This is a genomic window from Fictibacillus sp. FJAT-27399 (assembly GCF_001510655.1).
Classification (GTDB): Bacteria; Bacillota; Bacilli; order Bacillales; family Fictibacillaceae; genus Fictibacillus_C; species Fictibacillus_C marinisediminis.
Genome location: NZ_LMVC01000002.1, coordinates 208,513 through 232,241, shown reverse-complemented (window position 1 = coordinate 232,241; position 23,729 = coordinate 208,513). Strand labels below are relative to the sequence as shown.

The 23,729-nt window shown below is 44.2% G+C and carries 29 protein-coding genes, 1 pseudogene and 1 riboswitch; of the genes and pseudogenes, 11 read left to right on the top strand and 19 right to left on the bottom strand.

Going from position 1 to position 23,729, the window contains the following annotated elements; translation table 11 throughout:
* Positions 1-37 precede the first annotated feature (37 nt).
* Positions 38-1,102, top strand: a complete 1,065-nt coding sequence (locus AR335_RS06210) for an NAD(P)/FAD-dependent oxidoreductase (protein WP_053357313.1) — start codon at positions 38-40, stop codon at positions 1,100-1,102.
* 94 nt (positions 1,103-1,196) lie between these two features.
* Here the strand turns inward: AR335_RS06210 and AR335_RS06205 are convergent, their stop codons facing one another.
* Positions 1,197-1,523 carry a YuzD family protein gene (locus AR335_RS06205; protein ID WP_062233208.1) on the bottom strand — a complete coding sequence of 109 codons (327 nt, stop codon included), beginning with the start codon at positions 1,521-1,523 and terminating at the stop codon, positions 1,197-1,199.
* A 162-nt stretch (positions 1,524-1,685) separates the two neighbouring features.
* Here AR335_RS06205 and AR335_RS06200 point away from each other — a divergent pair, with 162 nt between their 5' ends.
* Positions 1,686-1,925: a NifU family protein gene (locus tag AR335_RS06200; RefSeq protein WP_053357311.1), complete on the top strand. Its 240-nt coding sequence runs from the start codon at positions 1,686-1,688 to the stop codon at positions 1,923-1,925.
* A 44-nt stretch (positions 1,926-1,969) separates the two neighbouring features.
* Here the strand turns inward: AR335_RS06200 and thrB are convergent, their stop codons facing one another.
* From thrB to yutH, 6 genes are all read right to left on the bottom strand, one after another.
* Positions 1,970-2,881: a homoserine kinase gene (gene thrB / locus AR335_RS06195; protein ID WP_062233205.1), complete on the bottom strand. Its 912-nt coding sequence runs from the start codon at positions 2,879-2,881 to the stop codon at positions 1,970-1,972.
* Entirely contained in the window at positions 2,878-3,939 is a 1,062-nt protein-coding gene (gene thrC / locus AR335_RS06190; RefSeq protein ID WP_062233202.1) for a threonine synthase, read from the bottom strand. Before thrC ends, thrB begins: the two co-directional genes overlap by 4 nt.
* Positions 3,936-5,234, bottom strand: a complete 1,299-nt coding sequence (locus tag AR335_RS06185) for a homoserine dehydrogenase (RefSeq protein WP_062233199.1) — start codon at positions 5,232-5,234, stop codon at positions 3,936-3,938. Before AR335_RS06185 ends, thrC begins: the two co-directional genes overlap by 4 nt.
* Positions 5,235-5,405: 171 nt before the next feature.
* Complete coding sequence (locus AR335_RS06180; protein ID WP_255357581.1) at positions 5,406-5,996, bottom strand: SDR family oxidoreductase; 591 nt, start codon at positions 5,994-5,996, stop codon at positions 5,406-5,408.
* A 78-nt stretch (positions 5,997-6,074) separates the two neighbouring features.
* Positions 6,075-7,052, bottom strand: a complete 978-nt coding sequence (locus AR335_RS06175; protein WP_062233192.1) for a 2-hydroxyacid dehydrogenase — start codon at positions 7,050-7,052, stop codon at positions 6,075-6,077.
* 136 nt (positions 7,053-7,188) lie between these two features.
* On the bottom strand, positions 7,189-8,214 hold the full coding sequence (yutH, locus tag AR335_RS06170; protein WP_062233189.1) for a spore coat putative kinase YutH: 1,026 nt from the start codon (positions 8,212-8,214) through the stop codon (positions 7,189-7,191).
* Between the two features lie 141 nt (positions 8,215-8,355).
* On the opposite strand from yutH, the gene AR335_RS06165 reads away from it, so the two are divergent.
* The gene (locus AR335_RS06165) at positions 8,356-8,853 is read left to right on the top strand and encodes a phosphatidylglycerophosphatase A family protein (protein WP_053357304.1); all 498 of its coding nucleotides are present in this window, start codon (positions 8,356-8,358) and stop codon (positions 8,851-8,853) included.
* Positions 8,854-8,897: 44 nt separating this feature from the next.
* Here AR335_RS06165 and AR335_RS06160 read toward each other — a convergent pair whose 3' ends face one another.
* On the bottom strand, positions 8,898-9,668 hold the full coding sequence (locus AR335_RS06160) for a TIGR01457 family HAD-type hydrolase (protein WP_062233186.1): 771 nt from the start codon (positions 9,666-9,668) through the stop codon (positions 8,898-8,900).
* Between the two features lie 115 nt (positions 9,669-9,783).
* On the opposite strand from AR335_RS06160, the pseudogene AR335_RS24845 reads away from it, so the two are divergent.
* Positions 9,784-9,888 (top strand): annotated as a pseudogene (locus AR335_RS24845) (small, acid-soluble spore protein, alpha/beta type); the annotation flags it as partial.
* 320 nt (positions 9,889-10,208) lie between these two features.
* Here the strand turns inward: AR335_RS24845 and AR335_RS06155 are convergent.
* From AR335_RS06155 to AR335_RS06140, 4 genes are all read right to left on the bottom strand, one after another.
* Positions 10,209-10,598, bottom strand: coding sequence for a VOC family protein (locus AR335_RS06155; RefSeq protein WP_062236911.1), 390 nt, complete (start codon positions 10,596-10,598; stop codon positions 10,209-10,211).
* 91 nt (positions 10,599-10,689) lie between these two features.
* A complete protein-coding gene (locus AR335_RS06150; RefSeq protein WP_062233183.1) occupies positions 10,690-11,994 on the bottom strand; it encodes a homocysteine synthase in 1,305 nt (434 codons plus the stop codon).
* 304 nt (positions 11,995-12,298) lie between these two features.
* Positions 12,299-12,404, bottom strand: a riboswitch (SAM riboswitch).
* Positions 12,405-12,747: 343 nt separating this feature from the next.
* Positions 12,748-13,389, bottom strand: coding sequence for a helix-turn-helix transcriptional regulator (locus tag AR335_RS06145; RefSeq protein ID WP_091003332.1), 642 nt, complete (start codon positions 13,387-13,389; stop codon positions 12,748-12,750).
* A gap of 90 nt (positions 13,390-13,479) precedes the next feature.
* The gene (locus tag AR335_RS06140) at positions 13,480-13,932 is read right to left on the bottom strand and encodes a DUF86 domain-containing protein (RefSeq protein ID WP_062233180.1); all 453 of its coding nucleotides are present in this window, start codon (positions 13,930-13,932) and stop codon (positions 13,480-13,482) included.
* 155 nt (positions 13,933-14,087) lie between these two features.
* Between AR335_RS06140 and AR335_RS06135 the strand changes: the two genes are divergently transcribed.
* Together AR335_RS06135 and AR335_RS06130 are read left to right on the top strand one after the other, a co-directional pair.
* On the top strand, positions 14,088-14,357 hold the full coding sequence (locus tag AR335_RS06135) for a DUF3055 domain-containing protein (protein WP_234293217.1): 270 nt from the start codon (positions 14,088-14,090) through the stop codon (positions 14,355-14,357).
* Positions 14,358-14,449: 92 nt separating this feature from the next.
* The gene (locus AR335_RS06130) at positions 14,450-14,740 is read left to right on the top strand and encodes a hypothetical protein (RefSeq protein ID WP_199805060.1); all 291 of its coding nucleotides are present in this window, start codon (positions 14,450-14,452) and stop codon (positions 14,738-14,740) included.
* A 25-nt stretch (positions 14,741-14,765) separates the two neighbouring features.
* Here AR335_RS06130 and AR335_RS06125 read toward each other — a convergent pair whose 3' ends face one another.
* Positions 14,766-15,041 (bottom strand): YutD family protein, encoded by a 276-nt coding sequence (locus AR335_RS06125; RefSeq protein ID WP_053357299.1) that lies wholly within the window; start codon positions 15,039-15,041, stop codon positions 14,766-14,768.
* Positions 15,042-15,150: 109 nt separating this feature from the next.
* On the opposite strand from AR335_RS06125, the gene AR335_RS06120 reads away from it, so the two are divergent.
* A complete protein-coding gene (locus tag AR335_RS06120) occupies positions 15,151-15,765 on the top strand; it encodes a YhcN/YlaJ family sporulation lipoprotein (RefSeq protein ID WP_062233173.1) in 615 nt (204 codons plus the stop codon).
* 87 nt (positions 15,766-15,852) lie between these two features.
* Here AR335_RS06120 and lipA read toward each other — a convergent pair whose 3' ends face one another.
* Positions 15,853-16,746, bottom strand: coding sequence for a lipoyl synthase (lipA, locus tag AR335_RS06115; protein ID WP_053357297.1), 894 nt, complete (start codon positions 16,744-16,746; stop codon positions 15,853-15,855).
* Between the two features lie 190 nt (positions 16,747-16,936).
* Here lipA and AR335_RS06110 point away from each other — a divergent pair, with 190 nt between their 5' ends.
* On the top strand, positions 16,937-17,938 hold the full coding sequence (locus AR335_RS06110; RefSeq protein ID WP_053357296.1) for a M23 family metallopeptidase: 1,002 nt from the start codon (positions 16,937-16,939) through the stop codon (positions 17,936-17,938).
* Between the two features lie 46 nt (positions 17,939-17,984).
* Here the strand turns inward: AR335_RS06110 and AR335_RS06105 are convergent, their stop codons facing one another.
* Positions 17,985-18,461 carry a dihydrofolate reductase gene (locus AR335_RS06105; RefSeq protein WP_062233170.1) on the bottom strand — a complete coding sequence of 159 codons (477 nt, stop codon included), beginning with the start codon at positions 18,459-18,461 and terminating at the stop codon, positions 17,985-17,987.
* Positions 18,458-19,252, bottom strand: a complete 795-nt coding sequence (locus AR335_RS06100) for a thymidylate synthase (protein WP_062233167.1) — start codon at positions 19,250-19,252, stop codon at positions 18,458-18,460. Before AR335_RS06100 ends, AR335_RS06105 begins: the two co-directional genes overlap by 4 nt.
* A gap of 177 nt (positions 19,253-19,429) precedes the next feature.
* Between AR335_RS06100 and AR335_RS06095 the strand changes: the two genes are divergently transcribed.
* A complete protein-coding gene (locus AR335_RS06095; RefSeq protein WP_062233164.1) occupies positions 19,430-19,612 on the top strand; it encodes a hypothetical protein in 183 nt (60 codons plus the stop codon).
* 34 nt (positions 19,613-19,646) lie between these two features.
* Here AR335_RS06095 and AR335_RS06090 read toward each other — a convergent pair whose 3' ends face one another.
* The 3 genes from AR335_RS06090 to AR335_RS06080 all read right to left on the bottom strand — a co-directional run bounded on the left by AR335_RS06090 (position 19,647) and on the right by AR335_RS06080 (position 22,377).
* Positions 19,647-19,949, bottom strand: coding sequence for a YunC family protein (locus AR335_RS06090; RefSeq protein WP_062233161.1), 303 nt, complete (start codon positions 19,947-19,949; stop codon positions 19,647-19,649).
* 56 nt (positions 19,950-20,005) lie between these two features.
* Positions 20,006-21,403, bottom strand: coding sequence for a bifunctional metallophosphatase/5'-nucleotidase (locus AR335_RS06085; protein WP_062233158.1), 1,398 nt, complete (start codon positions 21,401-21,403; stop codon positions 20,006-20,008).
* Between the two features lie 128 nt (positions 21,404-21,531).
* Complete coding sequence (locus AR335_RS06080) at positions 21,532-22,377, bottom strand: DUF72 domain-containing protein (RefSeq protein ID WP_062233155.1); 846 nt, start codon at positions 22,375-22,377, stop codon at positions 21,532-21,534.
* 558 nt (positions 22,378-22,935) lie between these two features.
* On the opposite strand from AR335_RS06080, the gene AR335_RS06075 reads away from it, so the two are divergent.
* Both AR335_RS06075 and AR335_RS23685 read left to right on the top strand, forming a co-directional pair.
* Positions 22,936-23,106, top strand: a complete 171-nt coding sequence (locus tag AR335_RS06075; RefSeq protein WP_053357289.1) for a hypothetical protein — start codon at positions 22,936-22,938, stop codon at positions 23,104-23,106.
* 33 nt (positions 23,107-23,139) lie between these two features.
* Positions 23,140-23,244, top strand: coding sequence for a Fe-Mn family superoxide dismutase (locus AR335_RS23685; protein WP_234293215.1), 105 nt, complete (start codon positions 23,140-23,142; stop codon positions 23,242-23,244).
* Positions 23,245-23,729 lie beyond the last annotated feature (485 nt).

Genomic DNA, 23,729 nt, shown 5'->3' with positions numbered 1-23,729 from the left:
TTAGTACACATTGTGCCATAGAAAGAAGGGAAAGACAATGAAACACCTAGTATTGCTTGGCGGAGGATATGGGGGAATGCGCCTAATGAAGCGCCTGCTCAATGCATCTGAGCTTCCATCCGACGTCCAAATTACCTTAATCGACAAGCTTCCTTATCATTGTTTAAAAACTGAATATTATGCGCTGGCTGCTGGAACGATTTCCGACCACCATATCCGGGTTCCGTTCCCTGAACATCCCCAGCTTAAAGTGAAATACGGAGAAGTGACCGGCCTTGATTTTGACGGAAAACAAATCCACCTTTTAGATGATGAAACTTTGACTTATGATGAATTAGTCATTGGCTTAGGCTGTGAAGATAAATATCATAATGTCCCTGGTGCTCCAGAATATACGCTCAGCATTCAAAGTGTGGACAAGTCCCGGGAAACCTACCAGGTATTAAATAACCTTCCGCATAATGCAGTTGTCGGTGTTGTCGGTGCAGGATTGAGCGGTGTCGAATTAGCCAGTGAACTCCGCGAGAGCCGTTCCGATTTGAACATCAAGCTTTTCGACCGCGGACCGATCATACTTAACGGGTTTAAACCGCGCCTGAGCAACTATGTACAAAACTGGTTCATTCAGCATGGTGTTGAAGTTATCAACAATTCGAATATTACCCGAGTAGAAGAAAACGTACTCTACAATCACGATACAGCCATTGAATGTGATGCCATCGTCTGGACAGCAGGCATTCAGCCAAACAAACTCGTTCGTGAATTGGATGTGGAAAAAGATGCTCAAGGCCGGGTCAAACTGACTAAGTATCACCAGCTCCCAAACGACGAGAACGTATATGTGGTCGGTGACTGTGCAAGCATGCCATTCTCTCCAAGCGCTCAGCTTGCGGAAGAACAGGCAGAACAGATTTCTGATATCCTTCTTAAAAAATGGAGAAATGAACCGATGCCAGAGCTTGAAGAAATCAAGCTGAAAGGTGTTATGGGATCCCTGGGCAAGAAGAGCGGATTCGGAACGATGGGTGGAGCTTCCCTCATCGGACGTGTTCCCCGTCTTTTAAAATCCGGAATTCTCTGGCTCTATAAATATCAAAACTAACGTAAAAAAATCCATGGGATGATCTTCAATCACCCCATGGATTTTCTTTTGTCTCGAAATAGCCCCTTTTATCTCTAATTATTAACTCACCAATTTAGACAACATCCCGATAGCCGTGCTGTTCCATAATTTCATAAATATCCTTCAGTCGTGGATTCCCTTCTGCTACGATTTTATTGTTGATGACAACGACCGGATAGAACAGATCTTCCTCAAGAATCTGAAGAGCAAATTTCTGGTTCTCTCCTTCTGTTGGAGAAAAGATATCCACGTATTCTATACTGAAGAGCTGATTTGGAAATTTCCGTGAGATGGCCGCTTCCAGCCATTCCGCTGTTTCTTTTGATGTAGGAAGATTCACACAGCTCGCACATTTTTGTTCCCCGCCGAATACTTTTATGATGATCTGACTCATGTCCATTTACTCACCCCAATTTGAAGTCCCCTGCTTTCTTTTATTGTAATAGATTCTGCTCCGTTAATAAAGGTGAATTCTTTTCAATGTTGTGATGCACGCACATGGATTTTTTTATTCAAAACCCGTATAATAAAAGTAAGTTTTTAATGAAAGGAGCATTTTATTATGACTACTGAAATTTCTATGCGTGAGCAAGTTGAAGAAGTTCTAGATAAATTACGCCCATTTTTGCTTCGTGATGGCGGTGACGTTGAACTCGTTGACATCGAAGACGGTATTGTTAAAGTACGTTTGATGGGTGCTTGCGGAAGCTGCCCTTCCTCCACCATTACGTTAAAAGCCGGTATCGAGCGCGCCCTTCTTGAGGAAGTGCCTGGTGTCGTTGAACTGGAACAAGTATTTTAATTAATGCGATATGTAAAAAACCCCGCTCAATGGAGTGGGGTTTTTTATGCCGGAAGAGAAAGCTGTTCGATTCGAACTCCCTTTGAATCAGGAAGAACCATTCTGCAGACATAACCCTCAAACGCTGAAGCCAGCCGTTCCCTGATGCGTTCTCCGGAACCTGCCGGCACAAAGCTGATCACTGTCGGGCCTGCCCCGCTTATGGCTGTTCCATAAGCGCCAAGGTCGTATGCTTTCTGTTTAATTGCTGCAAAATCAGGAAACCAGCACTGGCGATAAGGCTCGTGCAGCAGATCTCTTTCCATCATTTTTCCCGCCGTTTTCCAGTCGTTTGTAAGCACAGAAGCAACTAACACGTTGCTTACCGCACTCGCCTGAACTGCCTGAGCGTGAGGCAAGCTTTCGGGCAATGCTTCTCTTGCCTTGCTCGTTGAAAGCTCAAAGGACGGGATGACAAGCACCATTTCCACTGATAAATCATGAACTTGTACCGTTTCTACCGTGTTTTCTCCGTAGCTGCTGACGGCTAAGCCGCCGATCAATGAAGGGACCACATTGTCAGGATGCCCTTCCATTCTGCATGCATATAAGGATTTCTCTTTTTTAGACAAAGAGAGCGAAAGCACACGGTTTGCCCACTCTATACCAGCTACGATTGCTGCCGCACTGCTGCCAAGTCCCCTTGAAAGAGGGAGCTCGCTCTCCACTTCAATGGAGCAGCATGGCAGCTCTTTACCATGATCCTTTGCAACCAGCAAAGCTGCATCATGTATAAGATTCGTTTTTTCTCCGTTCAGTATTTGCAGTTCATTTCCAATGTAAGTAAATTTCCATTGTGAAGCCGGAAACACATTCACGGTTAAGTACATTGTGATAGCCATTCCTATTGAATCAAAACCGGGTCCTAAATTTGCTGTGCTGCCCGGAACTTGGATGGAAAATGGGGAAAAGGTCATTGAAGCACACAACCCTTCATGGCCTCCCTAAGCTCTTCAATTTGATTGGAAACTTTGACCGGGTTGACAGAAACCGTCTCCATCGCTGTTTCCGGATCCTTCAGCCCGTTTCCAGTCAGCACGGCGACAACCCTTGTTCCTTTGGCGAGCTTGCCGCTTTTTACGAGTTTCCAAACGCCTGCAATGGATGAGCACGAAGCCGGTTCTGCAAAGACGCCTTCTTTTTTCGCCAGCAGATGGTATGCTTCTACAATTTCCTGATCACTGACACTGTTCACTCCGCCATTCGACTGCTGTACAGCTTCAACCGCGAAGTTCCAGCTGGCTGGATTCCCGATTCGAATTGCAGTGGCAATTGTTTCTGGATTCTTTACTACGGCATTGTTAACGATCGGGGCTGCTCCTTCCGCCTGAAAGCCTTGCATCCTCGGGAGCCCGCTTCCCTTCTTCTCGTGATATTCTTTGAATCCTTTCCAATACGCAGAAATGTTGCCTGCATTTCCTACGGGAATGGCAAGCACATCTGGTGCTGAACCCATCGCGTCCACGATTTCAAACGCGGCTGTTTTCTGTCCTTCCAGACGGAACGGATTGACAGAGTTTACGAGAGTCAGCGGCTCTTCTTCACTTAATCTGCGGACCATCTGAAGTGCTTCATCAAAATTCCCTTCGATCTCAAACACTTCCGCACCATACATTTTAGCCTGTGCCAGCTTGCCGAGCGCCACTTTTCCAGAAGGAATAACTACGATACACCGGAGCCCTGCCCTCGCCCCATAGGCAGCCGCCGCTGCACTCGTGTTACCTGTTGACGCACAGATGATGGCCTTGCTTCCTTCTTCCTTCGCTTTCGCTACGGCCATTACCATTCCCCGGTCCTTGAAGGATCCCGTCGGATTGGCTCCTTCATATTTAACGGAGAGCTCGATACCCCATTCTTTTGAAAGGTGTTCAAGAGGAATAAGCGGTGTGTTTCCTTCCAACAGAGAAAGTTCAGGTGTAGCGGCATTGACGGGTAAGATTTCCCTGTACCGATGAATTAGTCCTTTATAGCTCATTGTGCTCCTCCTTCTACTCTGTAATGGCTCTTAATTACTTTAACGACCCCTGAATCCCGTAACTGCTGATAGATCTGGTCATTTTGGTGCTTTGTTGTCGTATGCGTTACGAGAACAACCTCAGCAACCCCGTCTTCACCGACTGGTTTTTGAAGCAGTTTTTCCAAGCTGACGTGATTTTCTGCAAAGACTGAAGTCAGAGAAGAAAATGTTCCTGCTTCATCTTTGACATGCAACCGGTAAAAGTACTTCCCTTTAATCTCATCTGCTTGCTTTAATTGTTTTTCAAATTGAGGAGCCACTACACTTTTTCCGTTAACGCCAAGGCGCATATTGCGAACGACTGCTACAAGGTCAGACACGATGGATGTAGCGGTAGGCAGCTGGCCGGCACCCGGACCGAAGAACATGGTCTCCCCAACAGCTTCTCCATAAATGTAAACCGCGTTATATTCGTTTTGTACAGAAGCAAGCGGATGTGTATCCGGAAGCAGCGTCGGTTCCACACTCACTTCGACTTTTCCACCATCTTTTCTTGCGTTGCCGATCAATTTCATTGAATAGCCAAACTGGCGGGCATACACTAGATCATCACTTGTAATATTGGAAATCCCCTTCACTTCCACATCATCAAGATGTATGTTCATAGAAAAACCGAGGGATGCCAGAATCGCCATCTTCCTTGCAGCATCGATTCCTTCTACGTCTGAAGTCGGGTCTGCTTCCGCATAGCCTAAGTCCTGAGCCTCTTTTAATACTTCTTCAAACGTTAAATTTTGTTTGTCCATCTTCGTTAAAATGTAGTTGGTCGTTCCGTTTACGATTCCCATCATCTTCGTGATCCGGTCTGATGCAAGGCCGTCCACAAGAGTGCGGATAATCGGAATTCCTCCTGCTACACTCGCTTCATAAAATAGGTCACACCCATTTTCTTCGGCGGCCGACAGCAATTCTGCACCATGCAGCGCCATAAGATCTTTATTTGCTGTAATCACATGTTTTTTATTGTTTAAGGCCTGCAAGATGTATTCTCTTGCTAGCTCGATACCTCCGATAACCTCAATGACAACATCTATTTCAGGGTGGTTCACAACCTCTTCAGCATTGCTCGTCAATAATTCTGGCTTAATCGTACAGGATCTTGCCTTGTCCAGATTTTGTACGAGTACTTTTTCTATGAAGACCGGACAGCCTACACGGTGAAGCAATTCCTCCTGGTGGCCCTCCACCATCCGGACGACTCCGCTTCCTACTGTTCCTAGTCCTAATAATCCTACAGATACGCTTTCAACCATTGCCAACACTCCTGTCCTCACTAGAAATACATATGTTTTTATATTAAGGACAATTGTAGACCCTATTTGGGTTTGAAACAACCAGGAATATTGTAAAGATTTTGGCAGCGCTTACATTTTAGTGTGAGACCAAAAGCCTCTTTTGCTTGCAAGAGGCCAAATAGCAGGTTATTATCCGCGTTTGAAACCACCCTCTGAATGTATGATCTGGCCTGTAATCCATTCGCTTTGTTCGCTGGCAAGAAAATGAACTAACCTTGCTGCATCATCGGGTATCCCAACTCTTCCTGATGGGAAACGGGCAGCTAGGTGCTTATGCGTCTCTTCATTCATCCAGCCTGTGTCTGTCGGTCCAGGATTAATTGTGTTTACTGTAATGCCTTGTCCCCCCACTTCCTCACTGAATGTAACTGTAAGTGCATCAATGGCCCCTTTTGTAGCTGCATAGGCAAGTTCTCCCGCCATCGGCCCTTTAGACTGTCCTGACGTCATATTAATGATCCTTCCGCCAGAACCTCCATTCCAGCGGCGGGCGAATTCCACACAAAGCATTGCCGTTGCGCGAACATTGATTTCATAGTGTTTGTCCAAATGTTCTGCCGTGAACTTCTCAATCGTGTCATTTACTGAATAACAGGCGTTGTTAACAAGGATGGAAGGCGCCCCAACCATACGTTCCGCTTCATCAAAAAGCCTTGCATAGGAATCGGCCACCGCAAGATTCAATTCCATCATGCCATGAGACAAACCGAACTGTTTCAGCTCCTGTAAGAGGATTTCAGGTTACTCCCGTGACAATAGCAGCTTTTCCTAACAATTCCTTGTTCATTAATCCCTCATTTATTCATGATTACCTGTATTTACAGCTGCAGGAGGCTTTAAACCCTGCAATACATGAGCAATATTACTCACAGCAAGTCTTGCCATCTTAAGGCGTGTTTCTGTACTTGCACTCCCAATGTGTGGAAGTGCCGTCAAATTAGGATGTCTTAAAAGCGGATGGTCTGGATTGATCGGCTCTTCCCGGAACACATCCAGACCTGCACCATTGATCCAGCCCTCTGATAACGCACGGTCCAGCGCCTCCTCAACCACTACTCCGCCTCGCGATACATTTATAAACAGCGCCGTATCTTTCATCATCTTAAAAGCCTTTTCATTAAATAGATCTTTCGTTTCTGGCGTAAGCGGTGTTAAACAGACAATATAATCCGATTCTTTCAGCAAGTCCTCGAATATCCGGTAAGAGAGCCCCAGCCTTTCTTCAGTTTCAATCTTACGACGGCGGTTATGATAAAGAACCTTCATATCAAAGCCTGATGCCCGTCTAGCTACCGCTTCACCAATACGCCCCATGCCAACGATTCCTAATGTTTTATGGTGAATATCAGTACCTGCAAGAAGAAGCGGGCTCCAGCTGTTCCATTTTCCATCATTAATATATTCTGCTGCTTCTGTAATTCTCCTCCCGGCTGCCATCAGCAATGCAAATGCCAGATCTGCTGTTGTGTCTGTAAGCACATCAGGTGTGTTGCAGACGGTCACTCCGTATTTTGAAGAAGCTTCCACATTAATATTATCGAATCCCACAGCAAGATTAGCTACAGCCTTTAGGTGCGGCGCCTGGCGCAAGAGCTCCTCATCAATTCGGTCTGAGAGCATCGTCAGCAGTCCTGCTGCCTTATTTGCCTTTTCGAGCAGAATACTGCGCGGAACCGGTTTTTCTTCTTCCATCCACATTTCCACCTCAGCGATTTCCTGCAGTCCGGCAAGTGTTTCTTGTGGTAATTTTCGCGTTATGTACACATAGGGCTTCATATCAGCACTCCAAGCTTTTTCCCTTATTTTCTCATGTTTGTCCTATCAGTTCAATTTAGGAAAGCATAAGCGCCCTGTTAAGGTCCGACAAGCGCTGGACCTAGACAAAAGAAAAAGCGCTTCACAAAGAGCGCTTTTACGTGCTGGGGAGAAGCCAGTCAACGATTGGAATCTGAAGCCGGTCCGCAGGCAAGCCGATCGATGGAAAAAACGAGCGCAGGAATTTTTCGTTCTGCTCTTCCATCAGCAGATATTCTGTAAATTTGTGCTGAGATAATTCTTTGCCGATCTCCCGTTCATTTTGATAGTGCTTTTCAAGCAGATCAAAATACCACACCGGATATAAAAGACGTCCGTATAACAATCTCCAGCCTTCTCTTTTTAGAGGGATTACCCGCTCGTAATCATCGAGAAACGATGTGATGCTTTCAGGAGTAAAGTTTTTTTGGTATACACAGGAACGGATCCACTCTGCAATATCACGCACAGGATGGTCGAGTACCCAGCCTGTAGGAAGCTTTATATAATCGTCATCAAACTGAAGCCATGAATTCTCCTGAAATCGCTCGTGGCATATGGAGGGGCCGGCCTCTTCTCTTATGGAATCTTCCATATTGTAATCGATAATGTACTGGATCGCATTTTCTGAAAGTCCTTCATAATAAGGAAATGTCGTTAGAAACAATTGGTCAAATTCTGTTTTTACCGGCTTCGCAAAAACTTCCCTGTACCACTCTTTGGCCTGGTCAACACGGTTCATCCACAGGACGGCCCAGCTTCCATACAATAAGCTATCCGACGCAGCCGGCGGAGGAAGCTCTCGGCCGTTTTTATGGAAGGCGGCAAGTTCTTCGCCCAGCGGCCTTTTTTCCGATGCAGTGCGGTTTGACTTTTCAATTTTGAATAATAGGATAGGTTCACCCTCAATATTGGCATTAGGGAGGTTCGACAATGTAGGAAAAAGTCCTGCGATGCCCTTCTCCCCCTTGTACCTTAAATAATCGCTGAAATAAACTATCTCTTCAATGCGGTCAATCGTAATCTTTTTCTGCGGAACGACTAAGTACTGTTCTCCCCCAGAAACAAAATAGCGATATCCACTGATACTTCTTTTTCCATCACAATATAATTGATAATGATGATAAATGTCCCTCTCGAACATAGCCTCACCCCAACTCCTTCAATAATTATAGTCTATGACCCAACACCTTTGATGGTTATTAAATTTTGGCTGGACTCATAACTTAGGTTTGGACACATATACTATAAAAAGCTTAACGTCGTGAAAGATAAGGAGATCTTTATGAGAGAGAAAAAGGTAGAGAATGTTGAGGAAACAGCACTGCGCCTGCTCAAAGAACGGGGCGTAACATTAAAGGATATCGCCGAACTTGTTTATTTTCTTCAAGTGCCTTACCATCCTGACCTTGAGTTATCTGTCTGCCTTCAGAACGTGGAAAGGGTCGTTGCCAAACGTGAGGTGCAAAACGCTATATTGACTGGAGTACAGCTTGACATGCTCGCCGAGAAAAAGATGCTTGAAGGCCCTCTTCAGGAAATTCTAGAACGAGATGAGAGCTTGTATGGCATCGATGAAGTTATTGCTCTTTCTATTGTTAATATATACGGATCCATCGGTTTTACGAACTACGGCTTCATCGATAAACAAAAACCGGGCATCCTTGAAAAATTGAACGATAAATCCACAGGAAAAGTGCATACCTTCCTCGATGATATTGTGGGTGCGATTGCGGCTGCAGCTTCCAGCCGTCTTGCCCACCGTGCAGCCAATACGGAGTAATCAGAAGAAAACAGCTCCCTCATACGGAAGCTGTTTTTTTCATTTTATTCAAATGCTTTCCATTCATCCAGTCCATTCACCGTGTACGTCGGCTGAATATCAACCAGGCCGAGGTGCTCCTTCTGGGTTACACCCGTGTGAACAAGGAGGGTATCAAGACCAGAACGTATTCCCGCCAAGATATCGGTATCGTAATTGTCGCCGATCATCAGTGTATCTTCCTTCGCGGTACCTAGCTCTTCAAGTGCCATCTCCATAATAACTGCTTCCGGCTTACCAATGAAGGTCGGTTCTACCCGTGTGGAAACAGCAACTACAGAAGTCAACGAGCCGTTTCCTGGTAACAGGCCTCTTTCGGTAGGCAGAGCAATATCACCGTTGGTAGAAATAAAACGAGCGCCGTTTCTCACAGCAAGACAGGCAATCGATAATTTTTCATAGTTGATCGAACGGTCGATTCCCATAACCACAAAATCAGGCTGCTCCTCAGTAATGGTGAAGCCCTTTTCCAATAATGCCTGCCGGATCCCTTCTTCTCCGATGCAATAGACAGTAGCGTCTGGTTTAATTTTTTCAATATAGTTGGCAGTTGCCATGCTTGTCGTGTACACATGATCCGAGGTGGCTGGGATTTCAAAGTTTTGGAGAACAGATGCCACTTCTTCTTTCGTTTTTGAAGAGTTGTTCGTCACAAAAAGATAAGGGAGGCCTCTCCTGTTCAGCTCCTGAACGAATTGCACCGCCTCTTCAATCCGTTCCTTTCCTCTGTACATCGTTCCATCCAGATCAATCAAATAGCCTTTATATTTTTTCATTTCACTAACTCCTTTTTTCAGTCAAAGGTTAGTGTACCAAAAATGGGACCTTCCTAACAAAAATTTGAACCCCTTAACTCTCCGATTTCCTCTTTATGTATATTGTTCCATTTTGGAGTTTGGTGTTTCTTTAGGAGCAGATACGACGTCTAGACAGAACGGTTCGGTTGGCAGCGAGATCACGAAGCGCCTCGTACAGATGGCTGAGCAACGGCTTTGAAAGAAAGTAGCTAGACATCACAACTTTTCAAGTTTTCATTGATATCAAAAAAGGGGCTGTCCAAGAAGTCTGGTAGCTGTTGATCTCCGCTCCAGGCTGCTCGCTTTTACCGGCGCGAGCTCCTACTTTCGCGGGGCGTGCGGTGAGCCTTACCGGCGTGAACGCCTACTTTTTGGCGCAAGCGCCTGCGGGAGTCTCACCTGTCACGCTAGTCCCGCAGGAGTCTCGCACCTTGCACTCCAATCAACTTTTTATTGAAGATTTTTCACGTCAAAGGAGCTGCCTGAAGGTCAATTTTCGACTTTCAGGACAGCCCCTTTTTATTTCGGCGTTGCTGGCTGAAAATATTCAATTCTCTCCCGGTCAGGGCCATAGAAGAAAATATACTGAGAACCATCCGGCAACGATGTCACCTCATCTTCGACAAACAGGACGCTATGATTCTTCAGCTCCTGAATTTCTTTCGAGAGATCATCTACGGTAAACGCCACATGATTCACTTTTCCTTCTTCAGCCAGCTGTCTATTGTGGCCAGCTACCAGCTCAACCAGGATCTCCCCTTCCAGTCCCAAAAATACTAGTTCGATCCCTGGCTTGGAGTGTTTCATTCGTTTGATCACATCCATACCTATGATGTCACGGTAAAAGGAAATGGATTCTTCCAAGTTTTCAACCATAATTCCTACATGCTCAAGCTTTCTTACAGCCATACCAAACATCCCTTCCAATTTCGATTCATTCACCTGAAAATTTCATACTTGTCTTAAGTATAGTAGAAAGGGAGTTTATTGAACATAACAATTACTGGCCGCTTGGAACCGGACTGATGACCGCTAGTGCCTGCTCGAGATCATAGATAATATCATCAATCGTTTCAATGCCCACCGACAGCCTTACCATCTCAGGCGATACTCCTGCTCTAAGCTGCTCTTCCTCTGTCAGCTGCTGATGCGTAGTGCTTGCCGGATGGATGATTAATGATTTAGAATCACCGACATTCGCCAAGTGAGAGAATAACTTCACACTTTCAATGAGCTTTCTTCCTTCTTCTACCCCGCCTTTTACACCGAAAGTGAGGATGGCACCAGCACCTTTAGGCAAATATTTCTGCGCCAGCTCATTATACTTGTTATCTTCTAATCCAGGATAGTTCACCCAGTCCACAGCAGGATGTTCTTTTAAGTATTTCGCCACCTTCAGGGCATTTTCACTATGCCGTTCTACACGCAGTGCCAGCGTTTCAAGCCCTTGAATAAAGAGGAAGGAGTTAAACGGTGATACGCAAGAACCGAGGTCTCTGAGCAATTGGACACGCGCCTTGATAATATAAGCCAGCGGTCCGACTGCTTCCGTATAAACGACGCCATTATAGCTTTCATCCGGCTCCGTAAGTCCTGGGAATTTGCCGTTCGTCCAATCAAACTTACCGGAATCTATGATTAATCCTCCAATCGATGTGCCGTGTCCGCCAATGAATTTTGTAGCGGAATGAACGACAATGTCTGCTCCATGCTCGATAGGACGGCAAAGATATGGTGTTGCAAACGTATTGTCTACGATAAGCGGAACCCCTGCTTCATGAGCAATTTCTGCAATGGCTGAGATATCTGCCACGTCAATTTTCGGATTCCCGATCGTCTCAATGTAAACCGCTTTTGTCTTTTCAGTAATGGCATCACGGAAGGATTGAAGGTTATCCACTTCTGCAAATTTAAAATTGATTCCGAGCTTCGGAAGTGTATTCGCAAACAAGTTATAAGTTCCGCCATATAGAGAGCCAGACGCTACAATTTCGTCACCTGCCCCCGCTATGTTTAAAATGGAATACGTAATCGCCGCCTGGCCGGATGCCACCGCCAGCGCTCCAACACCGCCTTCTAGCTTTGCAATCGTCTGTTCAAACGCATCCTGTGTCGGATTCATGATTCGGCTGTAAATGTTCCCAAACTCTTTTAAACCAAAAAGGTTGGCTGCGTGCTCCGTACTGTTGAATTGATAAGACGTTGTCTGGTAAATAGGAACCGCTCTCGCGCCTGTTGTCGGATCTACTTTCTGTCCCTCGTGCAATGAAACCGTCTCAAAACCATATTCTCTTTCTTCACTCATGTTCAATCTCTCCTTCTAAAATGTAGTGGTTTAAACAGGGGCAAGGTTCTGAGTAAAATGTTAGCCAACAAGAAAAGCTGAAGTGCCCTGCTAAGGTCCGACAAGCGCTGGAGTTCTTCTCAAGCAACACGTTTTTTGTGTTGAGGGAGAAGAACGAAGATGACTAAGGATGAAAAGAAGATCTTACTTTTCATCTATCGAGGACCTTAGCTGAAAACTTAAGTTCGTTTTCAGCATTGGGCACTGAAGCTGGACAATCAAAAAGACCTCTTCTAAAAGAAGAGGTCGCAGTTTTCACCGTCGGCTCTCATCTTTCAGAACATTTGCGTGTTCTGCTGAAATTAGCACCATGCATTTCTGCTGGTTGCCGGGTTTCATCGGGTCAGTCCCTCCACCTCTCTGGATAAGATACATCTGAATATTAAGTTATTTTGAATAATACTGAACTTTAATGTTGAAGTCAACCCTTTTTTTCACGATAAGGAAGGGGCAAAGTTTTTGGCACGCTCCCCCGGGCCGATTTTCGAAAGTTTGCATTTTTTATTTTCTGCTGCAGTCAGCAATACCATATCGGTCTTCTGCCCTGCTCCAGTAAGAGAAAAAGTGTGGCCAGCGAGACGATGGAATAAGAGATCACCCTCGAAGAGCTCTACCTACGTCCTTCGTGCGACAACAGAAGGAAAGAATAAAGGGCGGATGATCGTAAAAATCCAACAAAAAAATAAACCCTATTGGCGGATCAGCCAGTAGGGTTTATGCGTTTTTCTCTTCGGAAATCAAATATTTGCAATACGAGCCGCCTTTAGCAAGACATTCTGTGCGTTCCACATGGTCTGTACCGAGCATTCTCTGGAATAAAGAAAGCTCACATGAGCAGGCATTCTGATATTCATTTGCTACTTTGGCAATCGGGCAGTTGAATTCTTTTAATTCATACTGGCCGTCTTCTGTTTTTTCCCACTCGACCATATAGCCGGCTTCGTTTTGAATGTCGGCGAGTTCGGCCACCTTTTGCTCAAAGCTCTTATTCTCCATCCGTTTCTTATACTTATCATTTAAGCGGTTTTCCCGGCGGACAAACAATTCATGCACAGCTTTCTCACCGGCAATCTCCTGAATGTCTCTCATAAATTCAACGGTCAGCCCCGAATAGTTGCGCGGAAATTGTTCATCCGCAGCTTCGGAGAGCTGATACACATTCAGCGGCCGTCCCATGGCCTGGCGGACCAGGGTGGTTTCAACGAGCCTGTCTCTCTCTAATGTATTTAAGTGGCGCCTGACAGCCATCTCGGTAATCCCAAGGCGGCTGGCCATTTCAGTAACCGTCAATTTTCTATATCGCTTAAGCATATGAATGATTTCAGAACGGGTAGAGGTGTTATTAGCCATAGCCATTAACAATCACCTTCCTTACCACTATCTTACAGCATTTGCTAGCAAAAGTACATTCTAAACAAAAATGTTTAGAAATAGGGATAGCAGCTTTTACCTCTGCTCCTCTTCAGGCAAAAATGCAGAAACAGGCCCCAATTCTTGTTCAATATAACGCCTCACATCGGCAGGGAAACTTTCGATCGATCCAGAATTCTCCAAAAGGACCTCGGAAATTTCAGAATGGCTGACACTCGCAAAATGCTGGACCAGCATTTTGCGCAGTGATACGACCTTTTTCAATCCTTTCGCATTTTGCGCGGTGATCACTTTTTCATCCTCAAGGATATCCAATATGTCTTCATAACTGCCCGGATCCCTCATTATGAAGCCATCGATCATCGAATTACCCACATCGATCATACTTTCGATGATAACGTGAGCCGCTCGTTCAAGAGCCAGCTTTTCTACATCGCCTTCCTTGCCGGCCAGTTTCTTTGCCTGCTGATGCAATGATTCCAGATATACTAAATGGTGTTCAATTTTTTTTCTGTCAACAAAATACATATGTATCACCCTGCCTTGTCATTCTGCATAGTCCTTATTAGTTTATCACAAAATTCAAGGAGAATTACGGAAGGAGCCTCCTATTTTCTTATACCGGCTTGTCTGCTATCATGGGGAAGAAAGAAGGAAAGCCCTTGAGGCAAGGAGGACTGAATGTGGCAGAAGAACGCTTTTTTCTGTATGACGATACCGAGAAATCCGAGACACGCTTCGTAAGTTTTATGGGAACGAATACCCGATTTGACCTCGCCATTGTAAAAACAGGAAGACATTACGGCAAGAGCCTGATACTCGATCTGCAGGGAAGCCGTTTTTCCATCATAGGAGAAGATGACCTTGAAGAAGAGGCATACTTGGAGCATGTTTTCCAGCTTAATGAGGAAGATGCACAGGAGCTTCGGGAGTTCCTATACGAAACACTATAGTTTTGCGGGAAAATTACCCACACAAAAAAAGCCATTTCATGGGCAGGTTAAAAAAGGATAGATGCCTTCTATCCTTAACCTGCCTGAAGGGAATGGTTATTTTGTATAACAAGGATAAAACAACCTATACGGATTTCTCAAATGTGGAAACCCGCAGGCGCTATGTTCTGCCTGAAGACTTGCCTGAAGGACCATACGGATCTCCAATTAATGCAAAGCTTGGAAAATCTACTCCCTGGGAAGAAAATCAGCGGTATTACAGCGCCTTCAACTATGAATATAAAAATCTTCACGCCGGCATGGAACGCCAATATCCCGGTGCCCATCCGACGCATGATGATCCTGGAGAAGATACAGAAGAACCATACCAAAATTATAAATAAGGCAGGATAAATAACCCCTTGTTGATCAAGGGGTTATTTTCTTTAGCACAAAATAAGGACAGCCAAAGTTACAATACTCATAAATGTATTCCGGAAGCGTACTGATCTTCGTGTCATATGTCGCTTTATCATGTCCGTCTTCGAAAAAGCCGCGCAGCCTGAGCTGTTCATAGCCGATATCACCGACAAGATAATCATATTTATGTAAAATTTCGCTGTACCTTGATTTGAGCAGTTCCTCATCAAAGGCCTCTTTATTATTCTCTATCAGTTCGTAGCAATGCTCACCAATACAAATCATGAACTCACCTCACTTTTATATTTTACCATGTCCCATAAAAATACAGCCAACAATTTCTTTGTAAAAAGTTTTTTATTGTGGTCAACCTAAGGATAAGGAGGTGAATCACATGAACAAGAAAATTGCTGCATTAATGATCCTATCCTTTACCCTGTTTACCGCTGCCTGCTCGGATGATGACACGAGAAAAGAAACAACAAGCGGTTATAAATTTTCCAACACCAGCTACAAAAATTACAAAAATGATAATAATACGATGGGAACCGACAGAAGATACGGGGACTTCGGCTATGTGCGACATGAATATAAGGGAGAGAACAGAAAGCCCCTCTCTGCCAATCAAATACCCAAAATGGATCGCCAAAAACTGGCTGACATGATTACTGACATGGCTGTACGCCTGCCGAACATTAAAGATATGGCTGTTTTGGTTACAGATGAAGAAGTCCTTATGGCTTACGAAACAACCAGCAAAAATCGGATGGCCATGGCGGATAATGTTAAAAAAACAGCTTTTTCCGTCGTCCCCCGCTACTACCATGTCTACGTTTCAGATAAAAAAGGCATGATCGGCAAACTCGAGCAGTACCGCTCCATCAACTATGATACTGAAAACGCCGAGGGCATCATCGACCGATTGGTTGCACAGATGAAAAAATCTCCGCAAGGATACAAAGTAAGCGATGGCGAGAATCAGAACGGGGAAATGAAAGGCGAAAAATGAAAAGCAAATAAGAAAAGCGTAAACGTCCTACAATTACTCACCCAAAACAAAAAAGCCGGACACATTTACATCCGGCTTTTTTTCTAATTAGTTGCTTTGAACCGCTTTGTTGGCAGCATTTACCTGTTCATCTGCATGGTAAGAGGAACGGACAAGCGGGCCTGCTTCACAATGCTTGAATCCTTTGCTAAGAGCAATTTTGCGAAGCTCTGCAAATTCGTCTGGATGATAATATTTTTGAACTTTTAAATGTTTCTTTGTCGGCTGCAAATATTGTCCAACGGTAACGATATCGACATTGTTGGCACGAAGGTCATCAAAAGTTTCAATGATTTCTTCCATTGTTTCCCCGAGGCCGATCATAATGCTCGATTTTGTAGGAATGTTTTCGTTCATTTCTTTTGCACGGCGCAGGAACTCAAGTGTGCGCTCATACGTCGCACGGGCTCTGACTCTTGGTGTCAAACGTCTTACCGTCTCAATATTGTGGTTCATGATATCAGGCTTGGCATCCATTAAAGTTTCCAGGTTTTCTTGAACGCCCATCATATCGGAAGGAAGAACTTCAATGGAACAGAACGGATTGCGCTTGCGAATCGCTCTAACGGTTTCCGCAAAAACAGCTGCACCTCCATCTTTTAGATCGTCACGGGCAACAGCGGTAATGACCACATGCTTCAATCCCATTTGTTCAACAGATTCCGCTACGCGTTCCGGTTCCTGCAGATCCAGTTCTGTCGGCAATCCCGTCTTTACTGCACAAAAACGGCAGGCACGGGTACACACGTCACCAAGAATCATGAAGGTTGCCGTTTTTCTTACTGCCCAGCACTCATGGATGTTCGGGCAACGCGCTTCTTCACAAACGGTATGTAGCTTCTTTTCGCGCATCATTTTTTTGAGGCCTTTATAGTTGTCGTTTGTGTTCAGCTTTATTTTTAGCCATTCCGGTTTACGGATGTGCTCTTCTTTCTTAGCCAAAATCCTCACTCCAATTCATCGTCCTGCACAAAAAAATCTTGTGCTTTAAAAGGTAGAGATACATTAGAAACTTTAACATAACTGGCGGAAAAACTCCAATCCATGATATTTCCATCATTTATATAATATGAAATTTCTTTTCCCAACCAAACTAAGGATATGATTCAGGAAAGGAGTTGAAGAACTCACCATGAAAAAATGGCTAAGACTTTTCTTGTTTGCTTCCTTGATCGGTTTTATATTTCCTGAGCGGGAGGCCTTGGCCGCACCAACCTATAATAAAGAAGATGTACAGCGGCTGGCACTATATAAAAAGATGGAAACGGTATCGAGCATTCCCTGGTACTACTTCGCTGGTGTCGATCAGTACGAACGAAGCGTACGGCGTGCCCGAAGGGATCTTCCTGATGCTTCCGGACTTGTCGGCATTTATTTTTCCCCTATTCAATGGTCAGGACCGTTAAATCCAAACATGGAGGACAAAAGCCCTGATTCCATTCGAATATTTGGCGGTGCAGGGATGGATGGGAATAATGATGGAGTCGCCGATAGGAACAATGACGAGGATTTGCTGTACACGTTTGCGAACATTATCCAGAAATACGGGTTTGATCAAGAAAATTTTAAAATTGGATTATGGGAATTCTATAGACGGGATAAGGCTGTCAGCATCATTATGGAGAATGCCCAAATTTACAAAGCCTATGGAACAGTCGCATTGAACCAGCATGCTTTCGTCGTCCCTCTTCGTTCGAACTACAGCTTCAAAAACACTTGGGGTGACCGAAGGGGATATGGCGGCCTGCGTATTCATGAAGGGACAGACATCTTTGCTGACTACGGTGTGCCGGTAAAAGCAACATCATACGGAATCGTTGAGATAAAAGGCTGGAACCGTTTTGGCGGCTGGCGAATCGGAATCCGAGACATCAATAACGTCTATCATTATTTTGCGCATCTCTCCAGTTTTAACAAATCCATTGAAAAAGGATCAATCGTACAGCCTGGAATGGTCGTAGGCTATGTGGGAAGCTCCGGGTATGGCCCGCCAGGTACGTCCGGAAAATTCCCGCCTCACTTGCACTATGGCATGTACAGAGATAACGGGTATACGGAATGGGCTTTTGATCCCTACCCGTACCTCCGAGCCTGGGAACGACAGGAGCGGACTGCAGCACGATTGCATCGCTAATAAAAAAGCCACCCGTGGGTATAAAACGGGTGGCTTTTGCATATTGCTATATTTTTTCGATCACAAGAAAATCATGGGAATATTTATTTTTTTCGTCTACAATTCCCGGTGTTTCGGAAACCAGCTTCCATTCGGATTCATCATATTCAGGAAAACATGTGTCACCATGAAAGCTTTCGTTAATCTTCGTGATATACATCCGTTGGACATGCGGCATAAACAATGAAAAAACTTCCGCACCGCCAATGACACATACTTCTTCTTCCGGCCGCTCCAGTGCCTGGTCTATCGAATGAATGACAGTGCAGCCTTCCGCTTGAAATGATTCATCTCTCGTCAGGATGATATTTTCACGGCCCGGAAGCGGTTTTCCTATGGATTGAAACGTTTTGCGGCCCATAACGATCGGCTTTTTCATCGTTACTCTTTTAAAGTGCCGCAGATCAGCCGGGAGGTGCCAAGGGAGGCCATTGCGATCACCGATCAATCGGTTCTCGTCCATAGCGAACACATAAGAAATCATACTGATACCTCGCCCTTAATCCTCGGATGGTGCTCATAATTCACGAGCTCAAAATCCTCATATTTAAAATCAAAGATAGAAGCCACTTCTGGATTTATCTTCATCAAGGGCAGCGGTTTAGGCTCTCTTGTCAGCTGCAGTTTCACCTGATCCAAATGATTCAAATAGATATGAGCATCACCGACCGTATGTATAAATTCGCCTGGCTTCAGGCCGCATACTTGAGCAATCATCAGGGTTAACAGCGCATACGATGCAATGTTAAACGGAACGCCTAGAAAAAGATCCGCTGAACGCTGATAAAGCTGGCAGGATAATTTTCCGTCAGCAACATAAAATTGAAAAAGGGTATGACATGGCGGAAGAGCCATTTTTGGAACATCGGAAGGATTCCATGCCGAAACCAAAAGCCTTCTGGAATCGGGATTATGCTTAATATCGTGAATGAGATTGGAAATTTGGTCGATCGTTTCGCCGCTTGGAGTCTGCCATGAACGCCACTGATGGCCGTAAACCGGTCCCAGATCACCATTTTCGTCTGCCCATTCATCCCAGATTGACACTCCGTTTTCATGAAGGTAGCCTATGTTCGTGTCTCCTTTTAGAAACCAGAGAAGCTCATGAATAATGGACCGCAAATGAAGTTTTTTCGTGGTCACTACCGGAAATCCCTCTTCAAGGTTATATCGCATTTGCCTTCCAAAAACAGAGATCGTTCCTGTTCCTGTACGGTCTTCTTTTCTTGTCCCATTTTCAAGGGTATCTTGAAGCAGATTCAAATATTGTTTCATTTCAGCCGAACACCTCTCTTTTCGTTACTACTATCCTACACTAAATGGTTCGGTGTTTCTAGCCGGAAAAGTTTGTCTCAATTTAATTACAATTATAAAAAATTTATCCATTTTCTTCATATCATTGTTATACTGAATGTGGAGTTAACTTGGTATTGAAATACAGGGGGGATGACCTTGGATTTCAGAAGGCTTTTACAGTGGATGTATTACTTGCAAATCGCCTTTTTTGTAAGCGGAATCTACCTATTATTAGTATACATTCTGACGAGCAATACAAAGCGCATTCAGATCATGAGCGGAGTTCTCTGCTTTAACCTCATCTCGCTTAAGCTTATGAGGGACCGTTATAAAATCTAAAAAACTGTACCCAGGGATGGAGTACAGTTTTTCTTTATACCATCTTCAGCAAGGCATCCCTTCCGGACATTCCTGCCTCGATCCCAATGGCATATGCTTCTGTTGTAATGGATTCCAGCGGCGCATTAATCAGTTGATCTATGGTTCGTACACCTACTGCTCGGCCTGCAATAATTTTTCGGTCTGAGAGCTTTTCATTCAAGAGGGCGACATCCAAAGCCCCGCACATGATATACCCTTTGTCATTATACACGGCAAGCAGGCTTGTTTTCGGCAGCTGGACGGTTACCGCTGTAAATGGGTGGCCGTCAATGATTACCGGGTTTAATTCAATCATGCTTTCCCCCCCTTTCCTCCTATATGGTATGTACAAGAGGGGAAAGAGTGCGTCCACTACTGCCCATTCATCTTCTTAAGCTTCCATTCGAGCAGATCACGAAGTGTTTCAGGCAGCATAAATGTTTTTGTTTTGTTTCTTGCGATCGCTGGATAAAGCTTGCCGAACGTAAACATATCAATGACGGCAACCTTGTATATCCCCCCATCTATTACAGGTTCACCATTCAGCCAAATGTTTTTAACATGAGACTGCTGATCTTCAAGTACCGCTTCTTCCACTGTGATGCCTGAAAACGCCATACGGCCCATGACCTTTCCTCTGAATCCGAATCCCTTAACCTCTTTATGGATCATCTCACGGCTTAAACCCGCATGGACAATTTCCTTGATCTCATCACCAGTCAGATCGACAATGCACGGATTAATCGGATGTGGACAAATCCGATGCAGATCTCCTTTTGTGACAGGGCCAGCAGGCAGACTTTCCAGAAGTGTTCCCGAATTAACCATGGAATAGGAGGTCTTGCACCACTCTTTAAGTGCGTCCGCCATCAGCTGTGCAAAAGGTGATGGCTCATACCATGAAACATGAAGAGGTTCGCTTAATACGGCTACTTCCCTCTCCAGGACTTTTTCTCCTTTTTGTTTCAGTTCATCCAGAAGCTCGGCACCTTGATTGTCCTCTGCTATATCTGTCAGTTCAATCAGCCTTGCTTGTTTTGATGCAATTTTTTTTGTGGATGCATCATACTGAATATTGATTTCACCAAGATACTGACCGAATTTTCCGGTTTGAGCGATCAAAGTACTATTTATCCTTTTTCCTTCTGGGAGCACATGGTGTGTATGGGCACCGAGGATAAGGTCAATTCCGCTTATTTCCTGGGCCATTCTTTCATCAAAGTTTAATCCTAGATGCGAGAGTACAATGACAAGATCACAGCTGTTTTTCAAATCAGCGATAATCTCAGGCAGAATCTTGAACGGATCTTCCACCCGCCACCCTAAAGAGTGATAAAAAGCCTGAAAAGCTACCGTGGCTCCCGTAACCCCTATTCGAATTCCATCCTCTGTCGTGAACACTTCAGAAATTTTTGCCCAATGAGGGCGTTCTCCCTCTTCATTAAAAAGGTTTGCTGCCAGTACCGGAAAATCAGCTTCGGTATAAAGAGAATAAAGTTCCTCTTTTGTAAGTGTGATTCCCTCATTATTTCCGATAGTTACCGCATCTGCACCAGCCTGATTAAGAAGGAGCGTATTCCCTTGTCCAAGCGTTCCTTCTGTCAGCGAATTGGCACGGTCCATAAAATCCCCGCAATCAAAATAAAGCAAGGACTGTCCTTTTGCGGGAAATTCTGCCCTGCCTGTTTTTATCTGCTTTACGATACGCGGCCAATATTCAAAATGGCTGTGTACATCATTGGTGTGATAAATTTTTAAAGTATTTAGCATATTGCCCCCTGAACCTTAAGAACCTGCCCTAATTATCAGCAGCAGGCCATTTCATGCGTCATTTTCACTATGAAATCGAATGACTGTTACTAATCAGTATAAACCAAATGGCGTTGTGCCACCCCTTTTTAAAACAAATCAAGCTGTCTCGGAGATAGCCCTTCATAATCAAGGCTCAGCATATCGATAAACTTCCTGGCGTTATCTGCAGCATCGCCTCCAGAATTGTTGTTGAACAATATGACGATCTCCTTAGACTTTTCACTCAATTTTTCAACATGCTGCTTCCATTCAGCAAGTTCTTTATCATTGTACCGATATAAATACCGAACTTCTCTCCAGTTTTCCTGGCCGTGATTGTTCCAGCCATGAACATTCCTTCCATGCATTCGAATGATGGTAAGCGCTGAAGACGTTGGTTCGATTACAGCAGGGACCGATCCCTGGCCCGCTTGAGGTTCATCACAAATCGTATGAATCCAGCGTTCTTCTATCATAAACTCCACCGTCTTTTCTCTCATTTCAGGCATAAACCATGATTGATGGCGAAATTCAAGAGCAACCGGGATGCCCTCCATCATTTCCCTCGTAAACCTCAGCATCTGTACACTTTCCTTATTGCATTCAAACCAAGGCGGATACTGAAAAAGCACTGCCTTCATCTTACCTGACTCGATCACAGGCTGGATGGAAGCTTTAAATAAATCAAACATTTCTTTTGTCGATTCAAAAGGTATCTTGCCACGAGAATGTCCCGTCATTCCTTGGTAGGCTTTAATGATAAACGAAAAACGGTCCGGTGTGTCCTTTATCCATTTTTGATAATTTTTTAACGGCTGGATGGCATAGAAGGAGGAATCAACTTCCACAACCGGAAAAAAGCCGCTGTACAGCTTTAATTTTTCAGTGGATTTCGTCCCTTCCGGATATAAAGACTGGTGGTCCCCCCAGCCCGTTACTCCAATCAGTATCATAGTCCTTCTCCTCATTATGAATGGTTACTCTCTCTATTCCCCAAAATTTCATTATGTAAAAAAAAGCGAACCCATAGTGGCGTTCGCCTTTTGATTTGCTATATTAGCCGATAGAACCTTCCATCTCGAATTTGATTAATTGCCGTTTTCAAAATGTTTTAAAGAGATGGAAAAACCTTGATAAATCAACGTTTTTCCCTTTTTCATTTTCAGAACGGTATCAAGTTTTTCAAACTCAATCGGCACGAAATCGGCACGCGAGAATACCTAATAAAACATATTTATATTAATGTTTTGAGTGAATTTATACTAACATAAAGTTGATTTGGAAGATAGTTAGAAGATGTATTATCCCTTTAAAACCATACTCATGTAAATAAATTAAGGAAAAAGAAATGGTAAACGGATTATCTTTTGAGCCATTCAAGGGATAGGAGCATCAGCCATCCCGGCTCCAATAACAAGCAATATAATTTTCTACTTCATAATGAACAAAGAGTAAAAGGCAACGTATAAGCAATACTAAGAAGGAAGTTTTTGAATAAAGGAGGGAATGAAATGACAAGTCGCAATGGCAGCAAAGGAAGCCAAAACCAAGGTTCACCACAAGCACAATACAATCAAGAATTTAGCAGTGAGTTTGTGAGTGGGAATGATAACAAAGGAAAAGAATATCGTTCTAAAAAGGGTAGTAAATCAAAGAGTGATCCAAAGGAAAGCGGAGCTTAAAAAAATCGTGAGGTATACGCCTCACGATTTTTTATGCCTACTGCTGAAAAGCATCAGAATCTGACTCAATGGGATGTTATTCCGTTGCTTGTTCTAGTTGTTCGGGAACATGCCTACTACCTGCAATCCAAATCGTGAATTGGAGAGAAGTGGAGCAACGATACAATCAGGCAAAATAAATTATATGGCAGCAGCTATTTTAAAAGGTCAATATTTCGTTGTAGAAAGCGTTATTACCTTTTGGCAGTTTAATTGCTCGTAAAGCTTGAACATGACGTGTTAGAGCGGAAGAAATAAATACTGTCCGTTTAACATTTGAAACCATTATCTTGGCTATCATGATAGAAATCCGAGAAACACAAAATTGGGGATGCCGTCATCTTTTCCTGCGAGCACTACAATACGTTGAACAGAACTACTCAGTGATATAACCCCAAAATAGCAAATGGCGTTGTTCAGGTACGATATTTGCCATTCCGTTTGACTGATGTACTCCCACAATGAACAACCCAAACCTGAAGAGCAGAAAAGCTGCGGGTATAAATGAAGCGATAAAAGGAAAAACAGAAGGGTTTGTAAGAACTCGTTCTGGGGCCTTTTATACCCGCCATTAAAGCATAAGT

Bases quoted from the DNA above. Each gene is read 5' to 3' on its own strand.
- AR335_RS06210 (WP_053357313.1), top strand. From the start codon at position 38: ATGAAACACCTAGTATTGCTTGGCGGAGGATATGGGGGAATGCGCCTA.
- AR335_RS06205 (WP_062233208.1), bottom strand. From the start codon at position 1,523: ATGGACATGAGTCAGATCATCATAAAAGTATTCGGCGGGGAACAAAAA.
- AR335_RS06200 (WP_053357311.1), top strand. From the start codon at position 1,686: ATGACTACTGAAATTTCTATGCGTGAGCAAGTTGAAGAAGTTCTAGAT.
- thrB (WP_062233205.1), bottom strand. From the start codon at position 2,881: ATGACCTTTTCCCCATTTTCCATCCAAGTTCCGGGCAGCACAGCAAAT.
- thrC (WP_062233202.1), bottom strand. From the start codon at position 3,939: ATGAGCTATAAAGGACTAATTCATCGGTACAGGGAAATCTTACCCGTC.
- AR335_RS06185 (WP_062233199.1), bottom strand. From the start codon at position 5,234: ATGGTTGAAAGCGTATCTGTAGGATTATTAGGACTAGGAACAGTAGGA.
- AR335_RS06175 (WP_062233192.1), bottom strand. From the start codon at position 7,052: ATGAAGCCCTATGTGTACATAACGCGAAAATTACCACAAGAAACACTT.
- yutH (WP_062233189.1), bottom strand. From the start codon at position 8,214: ATGTTCGAGAGGGACATTTATCATCATTATCAATTATATTGTGATGGA.
- AR335_RS06165 (WP_053357304.1), top strand. From the start codon at position 8,356: ATGAGAGAGAAAAAGGTAGAGAATGTTGAGGAAACAGCACTGCGCCTG.
- AR335_RS06160 (WP_062233186.1), bottom strand. From the start codon at position 9,668: ATGAAAAAATATAAAGGCTATTTGATTGATCTGGATGGAACGATGTAC.
- AR335_RS06155 (WP_062236911.1), bottom strand. From the start codon at position 10,598: ATGGCTGTAAGAAAGCTTGAGCATGTAGGAATTATGGTTGAAAACTTG.
- AR335_RS06150 (WP_062233183.1), bottom strand. From the start codon at position 11,994: ATGAGTGAAGAAAGAGAATATGGTTTTGAGACGGTTTCATTGCACGAG.
- AR335_RS06145 (WP_091003332.1), bottom strand. From the start codon at position 13,389: ATGGCTATGGCTAATAACACCTCTACCCGTTCTGAAATCATTCATATG.
- AR335_RS06140 (WP_062233180.1), bottom strand. From the start codon at position 13,932: ATGTATTTTGTTGACAGAAAAAAAATTGAACACCATTTAGTATATCTG.
- AR335_RS06130 (WP_199805060.1), top strand. From the start codon at position 14,450: ATGGTTATTTTGTATAACAAGGATAAAACAACCTATACGGATTTCTCA.
- AR335_RS06125 (WP_053357299.1), bottom strand. From the start codon at position 15,041: ATGATTTGTATTGGTGAGCATTGCTACGAACTGATAGAGAATAATAAA.
- AR335_RS06120 (WP_062233173.1), top strand. From the start codon at position 15,151: ATGAACAAGAAAATTGCTGCATTAATGATCCTATCCTTTACCCTGTTT.
- AR335_RS06110 (WP_053357296.1), top strand. From the start codon at position 16,937: ATGAAAAAATGGCTAAGACTTTTCTTGTTTGCTTCCTTGATCGGTTTT.
- AR335_RS06105 (WP_062233170.1), bottom strand. From the start codon at position 18,461: ATGATTTCTTATGTGTTCGCTATGGACGAGAACCGATTGATCGGTGAT.
- AR335_RS06100 (WP_062233167.1), bottom strand. From the start codon at position 19,252: ATGAAACAATATTTGAATCTGCTTCAAGATACCCTTGAAAATGGGACA.
- AR335_RS06090 (WP_062233161.1), bottom strand. From the start codon at position 19,949: ATGATTGAATTAAACCCGGTAATCATTGACGGCCACCCATTTACAGCG.
- AR335_RS06085 (WP_062233158.1), bottom strand. From the start codon at position 21,403: ATGCTAAATACTTTAAAAATTTATCACACCAATGATGTACACAGCCAT.
- AR335_RS06080 (WP_062233155.1), bottom strand. From the start codon at position 22,377: ATGATACTGATTGGAGTAACGGGCTGGGGGGACCACCAGTCTTTATAT.
- AR335_RS06075 (WP_053357289.1), top strand. From the start codon at position 22,936: ATGACAAGTCGCAATGGCAGCAAAGGAAGCCAAAACCAAGGTTCACCA.
- AR335_RS23685 (WP_234293215.1), top strand. From the start codon at position 23,140: ATGCCTACTGCTGAAAAGCATCAGAATCTGACTCAATGGGATGTTATT.